The organism is Neobacillus niacini (assembly GCF_046591715.1).
In the GTDB taxonomy this organism is placed as follows: domain Bacteria; phylum Bacillota; class Bacilli; order Bacillales; family Cytobacillaceae; genus Neobacillus; species Neobacillus niacini_L.
Genome location: NZ_JAWVNQ010000001.1, coordinates 1,201,140 through 1,216,157 on the forward strand (window position 1 = coordinate 1,201,140; position 15,018 = coordinate 1,216,157).

The 15,018-nt window shown below is 36.8% G+C and carries 13 protein-coding genes; 12 read left to right on the plus strand and 1 reads right to left on the minus strand.

Annotated features, from left to right (window positions below):
• Positions 1-33 precede the first annotated feature (33 nt).
• The 3 genes from SFC47_RS05895 (at position 34) to SFC47_RS05905 (ending at position 3,378) form a co-directional block, all read left to right on the plus strand.
• Positions 34-855, plus strand: coding sequence for an MBL fold metallo-hydrolase (locus tag SFC47_RS05895; RefSeq protein ID WP_411253306.1), 822 nt, complete (start codon positions 34-36; stop codon positions 853-855).
• A gap of 89 nt (positions 856-944) precedes the next feature.
• The gene (gene melA / locus SFC47_RS05900) at positions 945-2,246 is read left to right on the plus strand and encodes an alpha-glucosidase/alpha-galactosidase (RefSeq protein WP_411253307.1); all 1,302 of its coding nucleotides are present in this window, start codon (positions 945-947) and stop codon (positions 2,244-2,246) included.
• Positions 2,247-2,412: 166 nt separating this feature from the next.
• Positions 2,413-3,378: an SGNH/GDSL hydrolase family protein gene (locus tag SFC47_RS05905; protein WP_411253308.1), complete on the plus strand. Its 966-nt coding sequence runs from the start codon at positions 2,413-2,415 to the stop codon at positions 3,376-3,378.
• Positions 3,379-3,468: 90 nt separating this feature from the next.
• On the opposite strand, the gene SFC47_RS05910 is transcribed toward SFC47_RS05905, so the two are convergent.
• Complete coding sequence (locus SFC47_RS05910) at positions 3,469-4,488, minus strand: phosphotransferase (RefSeq protein WP_411253309.1); 1,020 nt, start codon at positions 4,486-4,488, stop codon at positions 3,469-3,471.
• A gap of 156 nt (positions 4,489-4,644) precedes the next feature.
• Here SFC47_RS05910 and SFC47_RS05915 point away from each other — a divergent pair, with 156 nt between their 5' ends.
• From SFC47_RS05915 to SFC47_RS05955, 9 genes are all read left to right on the plus strand, one after another.
• Complete coding sequence (locus SFC47_RS05915; RefSeq protein WP_411253310.1) at positions 4,645-5,859, plus strand: YecA family protein; 1,215 nt, start codon at positions 4,645-4,647, stop codon at positions 5,857-5,859.
• 346 nt (positions 5,860-6,205) lie between these two features.
• Complete coding sequence (locus SFC47_RS05920) at positions 6,206-6,742, plus strand: TetR/AcrR family transcriptional regulator (RefSeq protein WP_411253311.1); 537 nt, start codon at positions 6,206-6,208, stop codon at positions 6,740-6,742.
• A gap of 335 nt (positions 6,743-7,077) precedes the next feature.
• Positions 7,078-8,298, plus strand: coding sequence for an epoxide hydrolase family protein (locus SFC47_RS05925; RefSeq protein ID WP_411253312.1), 1,221 nt, complete (start codon positions 7,078-7,080; stop codon positions 8,296-8,298).
• Positions 8,299-8,493: 195 nt separating this feature from the next.
• On the plus strand, positions 8,494-9,042 hold the full coding sequence (locus SFC47_RS05930) for a pyridoxamine 5'-phosphate oxidase family protein (protein ID WP_411253313.1): 549 nt from the start codon (positions 8,494-8,496) through the stop codon (positions 9,040-9,042).
• Between the two features lie 170 nt (positions 9,043-9,212).
• Positions 9,213-9,491 carry a hypothetical protein gene (locus SFC47_RS05935; protein WP_411253314.1) on the plus strand — a complete coding sequence of 93 codons (279 nt, stop codon included), beginning with the start codon at positions 9,213-9,215 and terminating at the stop codon, positions 9,489-9,491.
• Between the two features lie 176 nt (positions 9,492-9,667).
• The gene (locus tag SFC47_RS05940) at positions 9,668-11,185 is read left to right on the plus strand and encodes a spore germination protein (protein WP_411253315.1); all 1,518 of its coding nucleotides are present in this window, start codon (positions 9,668-9,670) and stop codon (positions 11,183-11,185) included.
• Positions 11,186-11,195: 10 nt separating this feature from the next.
• Positions 11,196-12,278, plus strand: a complete 1,083-nt coding sequence (locus tag SFC47_RS05945) for a GerAB/ArcD/ProY family transporter (protein WP_411253316.1) — start codon at positions 11,196-11,198, stop codon at positions 12,276-12,278.
• Positions 12,268-13,374 carry a Ger(x)C family spore germination protein gene (locus SFC47_RS05950; RefSeq protein ID WP_411253317.1) on the plus strand — a complete coding sequence of 369 codons (1,107 nt, stop codon included), beginning with the start codon at positions 12,268-12,270 and terminating at the stop codon, positions 13,372-13,374. Before SFC47_RS05945 ends, SFC47_RS05950 begins: the two co-directional genes overlap by 11 nt.
• Before the next feature lie 228 nt (positions 13,375-13,602).
• Positions 13,603-14,787: an MFS transporter gene (locus SFC47_RS05955; RefSeq protein WP_411253318.1), complete on the plus strand. Its 1,185-nt coding sequence runs from the start codon at positions 13,603-13,605 to the stop codon at positions 14,785-14,787.
• The last annotated feature ends 231 nt before the right edge of the window (positions 14,788-15,018 follow it).

Sequence of the window (15,018 nt, forward strand, 5' to 3'; positions counted from 1 at the left end):
ATATTTTGGTTTAGTAGAAAGGGGCGGAGAGTAATGTTTTTAAAGAAAAAAGCAACCTTGGGTGAAAAGAATGGAGTTTCGTATTTAAATGGGGAAGTAAAGATCCAAAATTTTTCTTTAAATGTTTACAGTTATGTTGTGGATGGTGTTTTAATTGATACGGGTTCACAGTCTTTACATAAATATTTTGAACCATTTATAGATGGTGCTGACTTTGACCAGGTCATGATGACTCATTTTCATGAGGATCATACAGGCTGTGGTGCTTATGTTGAAAAAACAAGGCAGATTCCCTTGTATCTCAATGAAAAGAGTATTGAATATTGCACACAACGGGCAGATTATCCTTTTTATCGCCAATTCTTTTGGGGGAGAAGAAAGCCCTTCCATGCTAAAGCCATTCAAGAAACTTTCACCTCAAGAAATGCTGTATGGGATGTAATCGATACCCCTGGACATGCGTTTGATCATAAAGCCTTTTTGAACCGAAAAACTGGTCAGTTATTTACAGGGGATTTGTTTGTAAATGAAATGACAAAAGTTATCTTAGCAGAAGAGAATATCCTTACTATTATCCAATCTTTAAAGAGAGTATTAACCTATGATTTTCAAGAAGTTTTCTGCAGTCACGCAGGGTTTGTAGAGGATGGACGCCGAGCCCTTGAACGAAAACGAAATTACTTAGTTTCCTTGACAGAAGAAGTTTTAATGCTCCATGAAAAAGGGGATTCACCAGAAATGATCCGTAATAGACTATTTCCTAAAAAGTACCCGATTATTAAATTTTCGGGGAGAGAATGGGATTCACTTCATATTGTAACATCCATCATAAACGAACAGCATGACGCACCCTAATTCTTCTAATAATCTTCATACAGAAGAAATAGACTAGTAGAGAGATCGAATAGAGAAGGATACGTTTTTGCCGGAAAGGATGTTACGGGATGTCAAAAATTACGTTTATGGGTGCGGGAAGTACGGTTTTTGCGAAAAATGTACTGGGTGATTGTATGTTCGTTCCAGCATTAGAAGGATTTGAATTTGCCCTTTATGATATCGACAAACAGCGGTTACAAGATTCAGAGAATATGTTGACAAATTTAAAAAATCATTACCAAAAAAACATTAAAATCAAATCGTATGATAATAGAAAGGATGCCTTAAGAGGGGCGAAGTATGTTATTAATGCGATTCAAGTCGGCGGTTACGAGCCTAGTACGGTAATTGATTTTGAAATTCCAAAGAAATATGGTCTTCGCCAGACAATTGCAGATACTGTTGGGATTGGCGGTATATTTCGTTCTCTTAGAACCATTCCTGTTATGCTCGATTTTGCCAGGGATATCGAAGAGGTTTGTCCAGATGCGCTGTTTTTGAATTATACCAATCCCATGGCTGTGCTGACTGGAGTGATGCTTCGTTATACCAATGTAAAAACCGTGGGGCTGTGTCATAGTGTTCAAATATGTACAAAGCGCTTGTTTAGGGATTTGGGCATCGATCATGAAGGAATTGAAGAGAAAATTGCGGGAATAAACCATATGGCATGGCTGTTAGAGGTGAGACGGGATGGCCAGGATTTATACCCGGAAATTAAGAGACGCGCTCGTGTTAAGCAAAAATCAAAACACCATGATATGGTTCGTTACGAATTAATGGATAAGTTTGGATACTATGTAACAGAATCCTCGGAACATAATGCAGAATATCATCCTTATTTTATTAAGAGTAGGTACCCAGAACTTATTGAAAGATATAATATTCCGCTCGATGAGTATCCCCGCCGCTGTGTGAAACAAATTGAAGGCTGGAAGTCGATGCGGCAGGAGATGGTGAATAATACTAAACTCACTCATACTCGGTCCAGGGAATATGGCTCTAGAATAATAGAAGCTATGGAAACAAATATCCCTTTTAAATTTGGCGGAAATGTACTAAACACCGGGCGGTTAATCAGTAATCTGCCAGAAAGAGCCTGTGTTGAAGTACCTTGTGTGGTGGATAGAAGCGGAATCATGCCTGTGTTTATAGGAGATATACCAGAACAGCTCGCTGCACTTAATAGGACTAATATCAATTCACAGCTTCTAACCATTGAAGCTGCCATCACCGGAAAAAGGGATGCTGTTTATCAAGCAGCGATGCTCGATCCACATACAAGTGCAGAATTGTCCATCGATGATATGATTTCATTGTGTGATGACCTTATTGAGGCACACGGAAGCTGGCTGCCTCCATTATCATAAAAATAATTGTCGGGACGGTTTACAGGGTCTTCGTTTAATAGACGGAGGCAGTCTGAAGAGCCGTCCCTTTTGATTTCTAATATTTGTTGTCTTTCGGAATGTTGCCTGTCATGATAAAATGAATAAACTATATTATAAGATTACAATTTTAATAGGTGTGGTGAATTTGCAGAGAAAAAAACGAACAGCGATGATAAGTTTGATTATGGGTATTTTATTATTAGTCAGTGTTTTTATATATATTTTCCTTCCAGAGCATGAGCAAGCAAAGGTGGAAACTGTAAAGGCCATTGCTTCGGTTAATCAAGAACAATCAGAAGATACTGTTGAAATACCCGTTGAAAAAACTCCAGAAGCAGAAGAGGTACAAACTGTACCGGAGGAAGATGAGGAAAAACCCATTACTGAAGAAATAAAGAAAAGAGTTCGGGAAGTAGTGGAAATTGCCTTAGATTTCTTCAAAAAAGATCAAAAGATTGTAGCAATCGGTGACTCTTTGACGGAAGGAATTGGGGATGAAACAGAGAATGGCGGTTACGTCGGCATCCTTAATCATACGTTTGAAGACCATAACCTAAATGTCACCGTAGAAAACTTTGGGAAAAAGGGTAACCGATCCGACCAATTACTGAAGCGGCTAAAAGAAGAAGACATTGAGAACGCCATCAAGGACGCTGATATTGTACTCATTACCATTGGTGCGAATGACATTATGAAGGTATTAAAATCCAATTTTATGAATGTAACGATGGAACCCTTCCAACAGGAAAGGTTGAAATATACTGAGCGTTTAGAAGCCATTTTTAACAAGATCAATGAGCTGAATCCAAACACTCAAATCTATTTAATCGGTTTTTATAATCCCTTCGAAAGGCATTTTGGTGAAATCAAAGAGCTCGAAATAATAATAGACAATTGGAATAGTGCCGGCGAAGCCCTTACAGGAGAATTCGAGAATGCAGCGTATATTCCAACAAAAGACCTTTTTAGTAACTCAGTAATAGACTTATTGGCAGAAGATGAATTCCACCCAAACTCAAGCGGATATAAACTCATGGCCGAGCGAGTATTAGAATATCTGAAGGAATCCAATAAAGAAACGGAAATCGACTCAGTTGAGGTGGCACAATAGGAACGCGGGGATGGTTCTATTGTCTCGCCCGTGTAACAAGAGGACGGTTTATTGGTTTAATGCAAACCAATAAACCGTCCTCTTGTTTTTTTACAAATGAGCATGACATAAAGAGAGCAATTTATCTTTATGTTCCACAATCCATTTGCATCGTATTGCAGATTTTTGGATGTATTCTTTAACAATTTCTTTAGAGCTTACCTGATCCCAATATCGACCTAAAAAATGAATAAAAACATCGAGGCTTCTGAGTTGGATGTGAACAGGAACTGCTTCAATTTCAGCTTCTGTCAATCCTAGTGATTTCCCATAACCGGTAAGAAATGCATTGATTTTTGCCCATGTAATATCTGAAACTTTGCTAGGCTGGATAAAGTCTGATAAGCAGACGGCCAGCTCCATTACCCGTAAATCATTCGTAACAAACTCAAAATCGAGGAGTGCAAAGACTTCTCCCTTTTTATTGGCCAGAATATTAGATGCGTTTAAGTCTCCATGTACAAGCTGATGCGGCAATTGCCTTAGAGAAGGAATCATTTCCATGAAAGAAGTGAGCTGCGCGTAAATTAACTGTAAGTCAGTTGTCAGTTCCGAAAATTCCTTTGGAGGATTTATGCAAAAGCTTAAAACATCCTGTAAAGAACAACGAGGATGAGTGTTGTCAATCTCATAATATGGCCTGTAGGCAGGCTCCTGATTGATTTGTACTTGGGCTAGCGAAGCCGACAAAAGTCCAGCTGTTCTTCCATAAGAGTGAATCTCGGCCATTTCATCTAGTGCAGGGTTTACTCCATCCAAATACCGAAATAAACCAGCAATCTTCCCATCCTTAGTTTTAACGATTGATTTGCCGTCACTCGTGTGCACAGGCATTGGAATAGAAAAAGGCAGGGGCAATTCCGCTAGAGCATCCAGGATTGTATGCTCATACATTACCTTCTCTATATCCTGATGGGTTTCGTAAATGCGGAGTACGTATTCCTCATCATTCATCGTGACAAATCGTGTTGTATTGTTTGCACCACTTTGCCCAACCCGTATTACCCAGCTGCCTGCTGGGAAGTATTGGGAAAGTATTTCATCTATGTATAAGTTCTTTTGTTCCATCATCTTTTAAAATCCTTTATTTTTTGTATGTCTCTGTTGAAAGTATATCATAGTGACTCACCCATGAAAGTTAGTTATAGCAAAATACTATCATGTTGTGGAGTTAAAGTATTTGGTGTATCCTCACTATATACTAGGTAAATAGAGTAGGTGTATAGTATGAGCAATAAAGTTGATAAACAATTAGAAAAAAACATGCTGATAATCTTCAATGGACTTAAAAAAATGCAAAGTGATATGGAGGAAAAGAAATACCAAAAACACTGGGACGTAAGGGTGTTTCCTTTTACACTTCTTGAAGGATTAAGTTCTTTTACAAAAGCAGACCTGGATGATATAAGAAAAAAGTTAGATATTAAAAAGGCAAGTAGTTTGAAGAAATCTGAATTGATTGCTTTGTTGGCAGAGAGGATTCCATCGAATCTAGAGAATATTGTCTCTTTATGGGATTTTGAACGATTTAATATTCTTACTACTATTGCACGTAATCGCGGTCAAATCATTGCACCGGACATAGAACCGAATGAAATTGAGTACTTTCGCGATACCGGTTTGATTTTTACGGGTAGTTTTGAAGGAAAGAAATTATTGGCTGTTCCGAATGATCTTATCGAATCCATTATAGCCTTAGATCACAATATGAATATCAAGGCGATGGTTTCTCGAAATACTGAGTGGATCAAACTTACAAACGGTCTTTTATATTATTATGGAACACTGAGTTTATCAAACCTGCTAAAGATGCTGGAAAGTCATACAAAAACAAAGATAAACGTAAGAGAATATCTTGAAGTAATATATGATGCCAATACTTATCGTAAGGAAAACTATAGTAACGAGGCTGGTTATTCTACACTAGTAGTGACAGAACCGAAGGAAGTTTTACAGGAACATCAAGCGAGACAAACAGTTTCTTACTATCCTTTTACAAAACAGCAGCTGGTAACAGCAGGTGAACCGTTTTTTGTTGAGAGGAATATAAACTATACACAATTAGTGAACTTTCTAATCCAGAAATTTGAAATAAATAAAGTGGAAGCTGACCAGATTGTACAAGAGTGTGTATATGCAACAAGAATTGGTCATGGTCCTAATGAAATTCTAAAATATCTAAGTAATCAATTTGAATTTGATAGTTTAGAAACCGTTCAAGCTTTAATGGATAAAGTTGTTCAATTAATGAATAACACGAGACAATGGTTTCTTAAAGGATACACACCAGCAGAATTGAGTGCACAAGAGAAAAAACAATTAATGCCTCTGCCAACCGCTAAACCAAACAATAGTAATAGCGATAAAGTTGTTAAAATAGGCAGGAATGTGCCATGCCCTTGCGGCAGCGGGGAGAAATATAAAAAATGCTGTGGTAGATGAACGGGTGTCCACGGGGACGGTTCTCTTGGTCCAAATGAGGTGAAACAAGACCAAAGAATGGATTGCACCCCGAAAGTTAGAGTGAAAATCTGACTTTTGGGTTCATATCGGAATCGTCCCCATGTATTCCTAAATAATTTTTTTATGTTATGATATTTAATATAGCTGATTGTAAAAGAATGGCAAAAATCAAAAGGATAATCTTTATTAGAATGCAGGTTCGAGGAACCAGATTTCCTCGTAAATAGATTGGTGTGCCAGAATCGTTGGTATCACATATTAAGGAGGTAGAAGTAAAATAGCACGGAAAAAGGAATTCGATGAAGATGCTGCTCTGCTTAAAGCCATGCGCTTATTCTGGGAGCAAGGTTATGAGAAGACATCTATGCAGGAACTAGTTTCACATATGGGGATTCATAAAGGGAGCATGTATGATACTTTTGGCGATAAACAATCCTTGTATCACAAATCATTGAAACGCTATAGTGAAATGTTGGATCAATCGGTAATGCAACTTATGGCTGATACACGTTCTGCCAAGGAGGCAATCACAGTGTTGTTTGAAACAACTATCCATCAAAAAGAAGAATTACCTAATGGGTGCTTCATAGTAAATACTGCTGTTGAGTTGGCAAAACATGATGCTGAGGCCATAGAGATGGTTCATTTGAGATGGTCCCATACTGAAAAGTTAATACATGATCTTATTGTTCGAGGCCAACAATCTGGAGAATTTTCTATGTCTCTTAATGCGGAAGGATTGTCTTATTATTTGCTTAATGCATTAATAGGACTTCGTGTTATGGTTAAGACGATATCGGACAAGGAAAAATTAAAACAAATTGTTGAAATGAACTTGTCGGTATTAGAACGTTCGGATTAATATGGAACAATATGAATACCCATATTGCATCAAAAGCGAAATCAACAATTGAATCACATTTTGCTAGTAATATAGACATTAATAAAAATCGTGAGGCGGACAGGCCTTACGATTTTTTTTTTACGATAATAAGTCAATCGGGTAATAAACATTCAAGAAAGGACGTTCAAAAATTATTCTTGACCGTTCGTTCTTGAATGTGCTAAATTTGTTTCAGAAGGAGGAATCATGGAAATATCTTGGACAGGCCGATTACTCGAAATCAATAACGAGGTACTCGGTACCCGTAACCACACATCTTAGAAATCAAATATTAGTCAAAGGGAGATAAACATATGACAACAAGGACAAAACAACAAAGTATTAAACACCCTGCAGAAAAGAACGAAATTCGTCCGTTTCATGTAAATGTACCGGAGGAAGAAATTATTGAACTAAAAAGACGCATTAACGCAACAAGGTGGCCAGAGAAGGAAACGGTCTCTGATCAATCGCAAGGTACGAAACTTGAAACGATTCAAGAACTCGCTCGTTACTGGGCGAATGAATACGACTGGCGTAAGGTCGAGTCAAGAATTAACTCCTTCCCTCAATTCCTAACCGAGATTGACGGTCTGGATATCCATTTCATTCATGTTCGTTCGAAGCATGAAAATGCAATGCCAATCCTTATTGCACACGGCTGGCCGGGTTCAATCATCGAGCAAATGAAGCTTATTGAACCGCTTACGAACCCAACTGCTTATGGCGGAAGTACTTCTGATGCATTTCATGTTGTCATTCCATCGATGCCTGGCTATGGGTTTTCGGACAAGCCGACGGCAACAGGGTGGAACCCTAAACGCATCGCACGTGCTTATGGAGAGCTGATGACTCGCCTTGGATATACGAAGTATGTGGCACAGGGCGGTGACTGGGGGTCAATCATTGTTAACTTCATGGGCGTCAAGGAACCTAAAGGATTAATCGGAATCCACACCAACATGCCTGAAGTGATTCCGCCTGAAGTTGATGCTGCGATCTGGTCCGGCAACCCGCTGCCTTCAGGGCTCACAGACGAAGAGAAAAAGGCGTGCGAGCAGATTCGCGAGAATAAATTTGCCTACGCCTTTCAAATGGGAACACGTCCGCAAACTCTGACAGGGCTCGTGGATTCACCTATCGGTTTGGCAGCTTTTATGATTGACCACGACTGGAAAAGCCATGCCTTGATCGCTAGATCTTTTGCAGGAGTCACAGAAGGCCTAACGCGTGATGACGTTCTCGATAATATTACGCTCTTCTGGTTTACGAACACAGCAATTTCTGCGTCTCGTCTTTACTGGGAGAACACCGTTGCCGGAATCTCCTTCTTCGCAGTCAAAGGCGTCAAGCTCCCGGTTGCTGTCAGCGTATTCCCAGACGAAATGTATGTAGCACCGAAGAGCTGGACAGAAAAAGCCTACCCGAATCTTATTCATTTCAACACGCTTCCTAAGGGAGGACACTTCGCAGCTTGGGAGCAGCCAGAACATATGACTTCAGAACTTCGAACGGCATTCAAGTCGCTGCGATAGTAACCCTAAGGTTTCTCAAAAGTTAATCAATATCTAAATAATAGTAAGCAATTCTTTATCTTTTATATCGCTGTATTATATGAACAAATAAGCAATGCAGCCCTTAACAAAGTTTAGGGCTGCATTTTTAATATAAAAATTAGTCCATCGTTATTCAAAGGATTACCACAAACAGGCTAAAAGGAGATGACTACGATGTTTCCAATCCGCAATCAGATACGCGAATGTACTGACACTCACAAAATTCATCACTTTCTAGAAAATGCCCAAATTGGATATCTCGGATTATCTTCAGGAGATGTTCCCTATGTCGTTCCACTCAATTTTGTTTGGCTGAATAACTCTATCTATTTTCATGGATCAGGATCAGGAAGAAAAGGAGATTACATCGAGAATAACTCTCTTGCCTGTTTCACCGTAAGCGCAAGCTATGGGACCATTACCAACCCGATACCTGCCCTAACAGATACAGCTTATATGAGTGTAATCATTGAAGGATCCTTGCTTAGTGTAACCAATATCAACGAAGCAACAGAAGCTATGCAGGCCATGCTGAACAAATATGTACCAGGGTATTATGATCGACCGCTGGGAAAGAGTCATTTGGAACGATATGTTTCCCCCTTAGGAAGTAAAACATTTATTTATAAATTACCCGCAGCATACGTTTCTGCTAAAGAGAAAGAAGTTGACCTCAATCGTATGTTCTATGAAGGCAGGACTATTCATACTGATCGCGCGTAATGGAACAAGCTCCATATTTAATAATAAAAAAACCACACGAATTTTTCTGGGGGTATTTGATATTTAATTGGGAATAAGAAATGCAAAACGGAAGGAATCTAATGGAAGAGTATCCCGAAATCTTACTTGAATGATTTTCCGAAATAGCCTGCCTTCTAAGGAGGGATATCGTGAAATATTTACCGTATGTTGTTAGATATTTGTTTATATTGTCACTAGGATTTTCATTCTTTTTAATGGGAGTAGGCTTCCTATTTAATGATACCGGAGCTAGTGCAGTTACTATATTAAAAGTATTTTGGTGGATTATTCCCATTATTTTATTCTTTGGAATAAATGAGTATTTAATGAAAAGAGGGGTACTTCGATCATTAAATAATTTACGTATATACGGAATAAGTTTATTAGGAATTGGAATTTTGATTATTACATGTTTTCTATACAATTGATATATGTCTTGCCGGGAATAAACGATTTTTTATACTAGAAAGGAGTGCCTATATAGAGATAATCTAGGCACTCTTTCTTTTTGCTGTGTTGTATTTTGAAAAGAATGTCTAAATACATATAAGTAACATTAATGGTAAACAATAGAAATGAAACTGGTTAAAAGGATGGAGCATGAATGGGTCGATTTCGAACAATAGTCAAAGAGATTTTCATACAAAAAGAAGCGGAGACTGTTAATCTACAGGATGAAAATCATTCAAATTTAAAAGTTTCTGCTGAAAATAAACTTACAGAAGCATCTTTAGAAAAGACACTCAAAGAATTAGGAAATAGTTTTGACCTTGTCCATCGTTCATTTAATCAGGATGAAATTCACATCATTTATTTAGACTCATTAGTAGATTCCAAAACATTAGAATGGGAAATACTTTCACCCATAAGAGAAATATCATTCAATAATGTTGAAAAAGCGTTTCAGCAATCGCTGTTTAAACAGGAAAGCAATCAAGAAAAAGTCATAAATGGAATTTTAGAGGGTAATGTTTCGATGTTCACTGGTGAGCATATCTATTTAATAAATGTAGCTGGATTTGAGAAGCGATCCATTTCACAATCAGAAACAGAAACTGTCATAAATGGGCCTCATGATTCCTTTAATGAGACATTAAAAACAAACGTTTCTTTGATTAGAAGAAGAGTAAGAAGTCCTCGCTTAAAAATGATTAAGTTATCTGTTGGGGAAATTTCAAAAACAAAAGTTCTTCTAATCTATATCGAGGGAATTGCAAAAATGGATGTAGTGAATCATCTAAAAGTGAGGATTCAATCAGTTAAAGTAGATTCCATATCAGATTCTAATGTTTTGATTCAAATCATTGATGATCATCAACATTCACCATTCCCCCAATTTTATACCACTGAAAGACCAGATATAGCTGTAGCAAAACTATATTCTGGAAAGGTAATCGGACTTGTCGATGAAAGTCCAAATATTTTTTGTACTCCTTCTAGTTTCTTTGATTTTTTTGAGTCACCCGATGACTATAATCAGCGTTGGATTATAGGAACAGGAGTGAGGATTCTCCGATACATGGCTTTATTTATTACATTAATACTCACAGCTTTTTATGTCTCTATATGTACATATCATTTCGAAATGATTCCACAATCCCTGCTTCAAAGTATTATGCTGTCTAGGAGTAGAGTACCTTTTCCACCAATCGTTGAAGCTATATTTTTAGAAATAGTAATTGAATTGCTTAGGGAGGCAGGTGCGAGACTGCCTACCAAAATTGGTCAAACAATTGGAATTGTTGGAGGTATTGTGATTGGCCAAGCAGCTGTTGAAGCAGGAATTACAAGTAATATCTTAATAATAGTTGTTGCTGTATCGGCCATTGCTTCATTTATAGTCCCTAGTTATATTATGTGTGCTTCCATTAGAATCGTTCGGTTTCTATTTATTTTAGTGGCAGGTTTTTTGGGGAATATTGGGATTTTTTTTGTTTTTGGAATGTTAATCATCCACTTAACAGGGTTAACAAATTTATCTTCACCTTATTTTATGCCGATTTCTCCTACCTTTTTCAAAGATTGGATGGATAGTATTGTGAGAGGGCCTTTTTCTAAAATAAAGAATGGACAACCAGTACAATCTTTGATGCAAAACAATGGTGAAAAAGAGAGGAATTAAAGGTGATAATATGAAGGAACGACTCCATCCTTTTCAGCTGTCTATACTAATCATGATGATGCAAAATGGTCTAGTCTTATATAGTTTACCTCGACTAACTGCCGAATATTTCGGGAAAAATGGCTGGTTAAGTATCATTTTCATTTTCGTTCTTGTAAATATTAATATTATGATGATTGCGATCATTTATAAGCTGGGTAAGGGCAGGTCAATTTTTGAAATCATTGAGGAATCTGTTCCCAAATGGGTAATGCTGCCTATCTATTTGTTTATCATTGGTATTTGGATTGGAATAGCAAGCATGATTACGAGTGAATATATCTTCATATATAAATTAATGTTTTTTCCAGCTTTACCATACATACTTTTTATCATATTATTTACTCTTGCTAGTTTTCAATTACTAAGAGGTGGAATCTACCAGTTCGCTAAAGCAAGTGTGGTTTTATTCTTCTTCGTTGAGCTGATGATTTTTTTAGTGTTTTACCTATTTCCAGAATTTAACTTTTCGCGTTTTACTACTTTCTTTTTTAAAGGAGAAACGGATTACTTGAAGGGGACACTTCATGTTTATTCAGCTTTTTTGGGTATTGAAGTATCCATTCTTTTTTATCCTATGGTAGAAAAAAAATGGACGAAGGCTCTTTTTATTGGAAATTTTATATCCATGATTATCTATTTAAGTATCCTCTTTTTAAGTTTTGGATTTTTTAGCTTCGACCAGATATTACATGATAAATACCCAGTGATGACATTGTTTGAATATACAGAAGTTCCTTTCCTTACACGAGCCGAAAATCTCTGCTTTTCCGTTTTTGCTTTCAAAGTACTATCAACAATTGTAATTTACTACTGGGGAGCTCAGCAAATACTTGGAAATATTAATAAAAGTGTTAAGCCTAATTTTTGGATTTTCATAATACTAGCTTGTGGTTGTATCCTTGCATTGCTCCCAGATTCCATAGTGGATGTCGAAAAGTGGGTGGAAAGGCTGAGTACTTGTGCAATTGGTATTGCCTGGGCTTTACCCATCTTTGTACTAAGCATCCTTTTTATTCAAAGTCTAAAAAGGGAGATTAATCATGCAAAATAATATTACTGTATGGATCGCGATATGTTGCTTGTTTTTAACAGGGTGTGGAACAAGTAATATTATTGAAGATTTAGGGATTATTCAATCTGTTGCTTTCGATATGTCGGAAAGTAAAGAGAATCCATTAAAAACTACTGTTCTATTTCCCACTGTTTCTAAAAAAGGAACGTTTGACAGCCATACTCTATCTGCTAATGGAAAATCAACTCATGAAACCTTCATCAAACTTCAAAATTTAACAAATTTAAAGCTAGTAAGTGGGCAGAATACGATTCTCTTCGGGGAGGAACTTTCAAAAAAAGGACTTATGAATGTGGTTGAGACGTTTACAAGAGATCCCGAACTTGGAGCTCGAGTTAAATTTGCTATCGTGGAGGGTAAAGGAGAAGAACTACTTAAAAAAAAGATACCCGCAATTGAAGATAATGCTGAGTACCTTTTTACGTTCATGGAGAAATTAGGCACTCAAAATAAAGTTTTAAATACTGATAAATATCATTTTTTAAGAGATTATTACGACGATGGTATTGATCCGGTTTTACCCGTATTATCATTTAAAGGAAAGAACGTTGAATTAAAAGGATTGGGTTCTTTCAAAGGAGATCAATATGTTGCACGTCTAACTTTAAGTGAAACACAGATTCTTAATTTTCTAAGTGGAGATATTAATAATGGCAATTTAATGATTAGTATTCATGATGAAAAGTCAGGCAAAAATGAGAATCTATTCTTAAGAAATATTAACTCTAATATTGATAAAAAAGTGAACACTGGTATAACAAAGAATATGACGGTCGAAGTAATTATAGATCTAAAAGGAAGCGTACTTGAATACACAGGTAAAATAGATTTAAGTGAAGTAAAGTATCAAAAACAATTGGAAAAACAGGTTGAAAATTATTTAATATCCCATTCCAAAAAGCTGTTAAACAGGCTGCAAAAATATAAGACAGATCCTATCGGAATAGGCACGTTGGTACGTAATCGTGTACCTTATGAAAGCTGGAACGAAATGAAATGGGACGACATCTATCCGAACATAAATTTTGACGTAAGAGTAAAAGTAAATCTGATTAATACAGGAAAATCAACTTGAACTTAGCGTTCAATAGATGATCAATATTTTCAGTATAAATGTGATAGTAAGGTTAACCAAAGAGCTGTTTTACAGCTCTTATTTTTTTGGATTTTGAGGCTATAAATGGACTTACAAAAATATTTAAGAATGATCGTTCAAGATAATTCTTGACCGAACGGTCTTAAATGTGCTAAATTTGTTTTGTTGTAAAGAATCATATCAAATTTGCGAAAGTAGGAAACCGTAATGAAAAGAATGCTGTGGGTTATTCTTATGATGTCATGCTGTGCAACGTTTATTTCATCATTATTTCCTTTATATAGTGAGTATTACCAGCTAAATAGTCTCCAAATAACCATCCTATTTGCCATCTATGCTGTTTTCTTGCTGCCTACATTGCTAATAGTAGGCGCCAAAGGGAGTGAATGGGGATTAAAAAGAGTCATTCGTTTCAGTATATGGATTTCAATAGTATCGACATTGATTTTTCTTGTGAGTTTTGATGTCTGGATGCTCTATGTGGCAAGGATTTTAGAAGGCATCGCATATGGTGCTTTTACAGGAACAGCTAGCATTTTCTTATTAAAACAAACCTCTGATGATAAAGTGAATAAAGCCATAAAGTTGTCAGGAGTAACAATAAATATTGGTTTTGGTCTCGGCCCTGCTATTTCAGGTTTGATTGTGCAATATGTGCACTTTCAGCCGCTTCATTTGCCGTATTGGTTCCTTCTCGTCATGTTATTGAGTTCATTGGTATTTCTTGAATTGTTACCGAAGGACGAGGATTCCCAAGTGCAAAAACCGGCTAAAACAAAAATTTCGCTCGATATTCCCGACGATATTAGGGCACATTTTTGGTCTTTTATCGGACTTCCAATCTTTACAGTTTTTACACTAGTCGGGATTGTGTTTTCTCTTATTCCTTCTTTCACCAAGAACGTTATTTACACTGACAATCTATCTATTTCCGGATTGTTAATATTGTTGCTATTAGGCGGGGGAGCCCTGGTGCAGTTCTTTCCTTGGCCATACAATCCCGTTATTAGGATGCGTATAGGGATTCTATTCCTTGCCATTGGGTCATGGGTGATTGTTTTTTCTGGACAGACAGCGAATTTAATTTTGCTCTGGGCCGGCATATTCATTCAAGCAATTGGCGCCGGATGGACGTTTCAAGTCACCTTAAGATTAGCTGGTGAATTACCAAAACCAAATGAGCGCCCGCGAGTGATCTCTGCCTTTTATATATGTGCCTACTCTGGTTTTATAGTCCCGATTGTTGGGGTGGGAGTTTTGACTCAATTTTTTAATTTGAACCTTTCGCTAATCGTGCTAAATTTATTTGCTGCACTTATTGTTGTCTATGTTTTAATTTATTCTATGAAATTTAAACATTCCTATTCTAAAGAAACAGCAAGTAACCATTGAATTCATGTGAATGCTTTATTCAAAGTAAGTACCAGTCAATTGTTGTGTTTGTTTACTATGTTTTATATAGACAGTTTTTTCATCTAATTTATTAATCAGTTCAATCTAAAATCTTGTATTGTTAATATTTCTGAATACTTTTACTATTATGAAGTCTTTACTAAATACAAAGGAGGTCTAATTGCGTAGTTTGATAACCATGCAATTTATAGGTTATCGGTTATACAAATA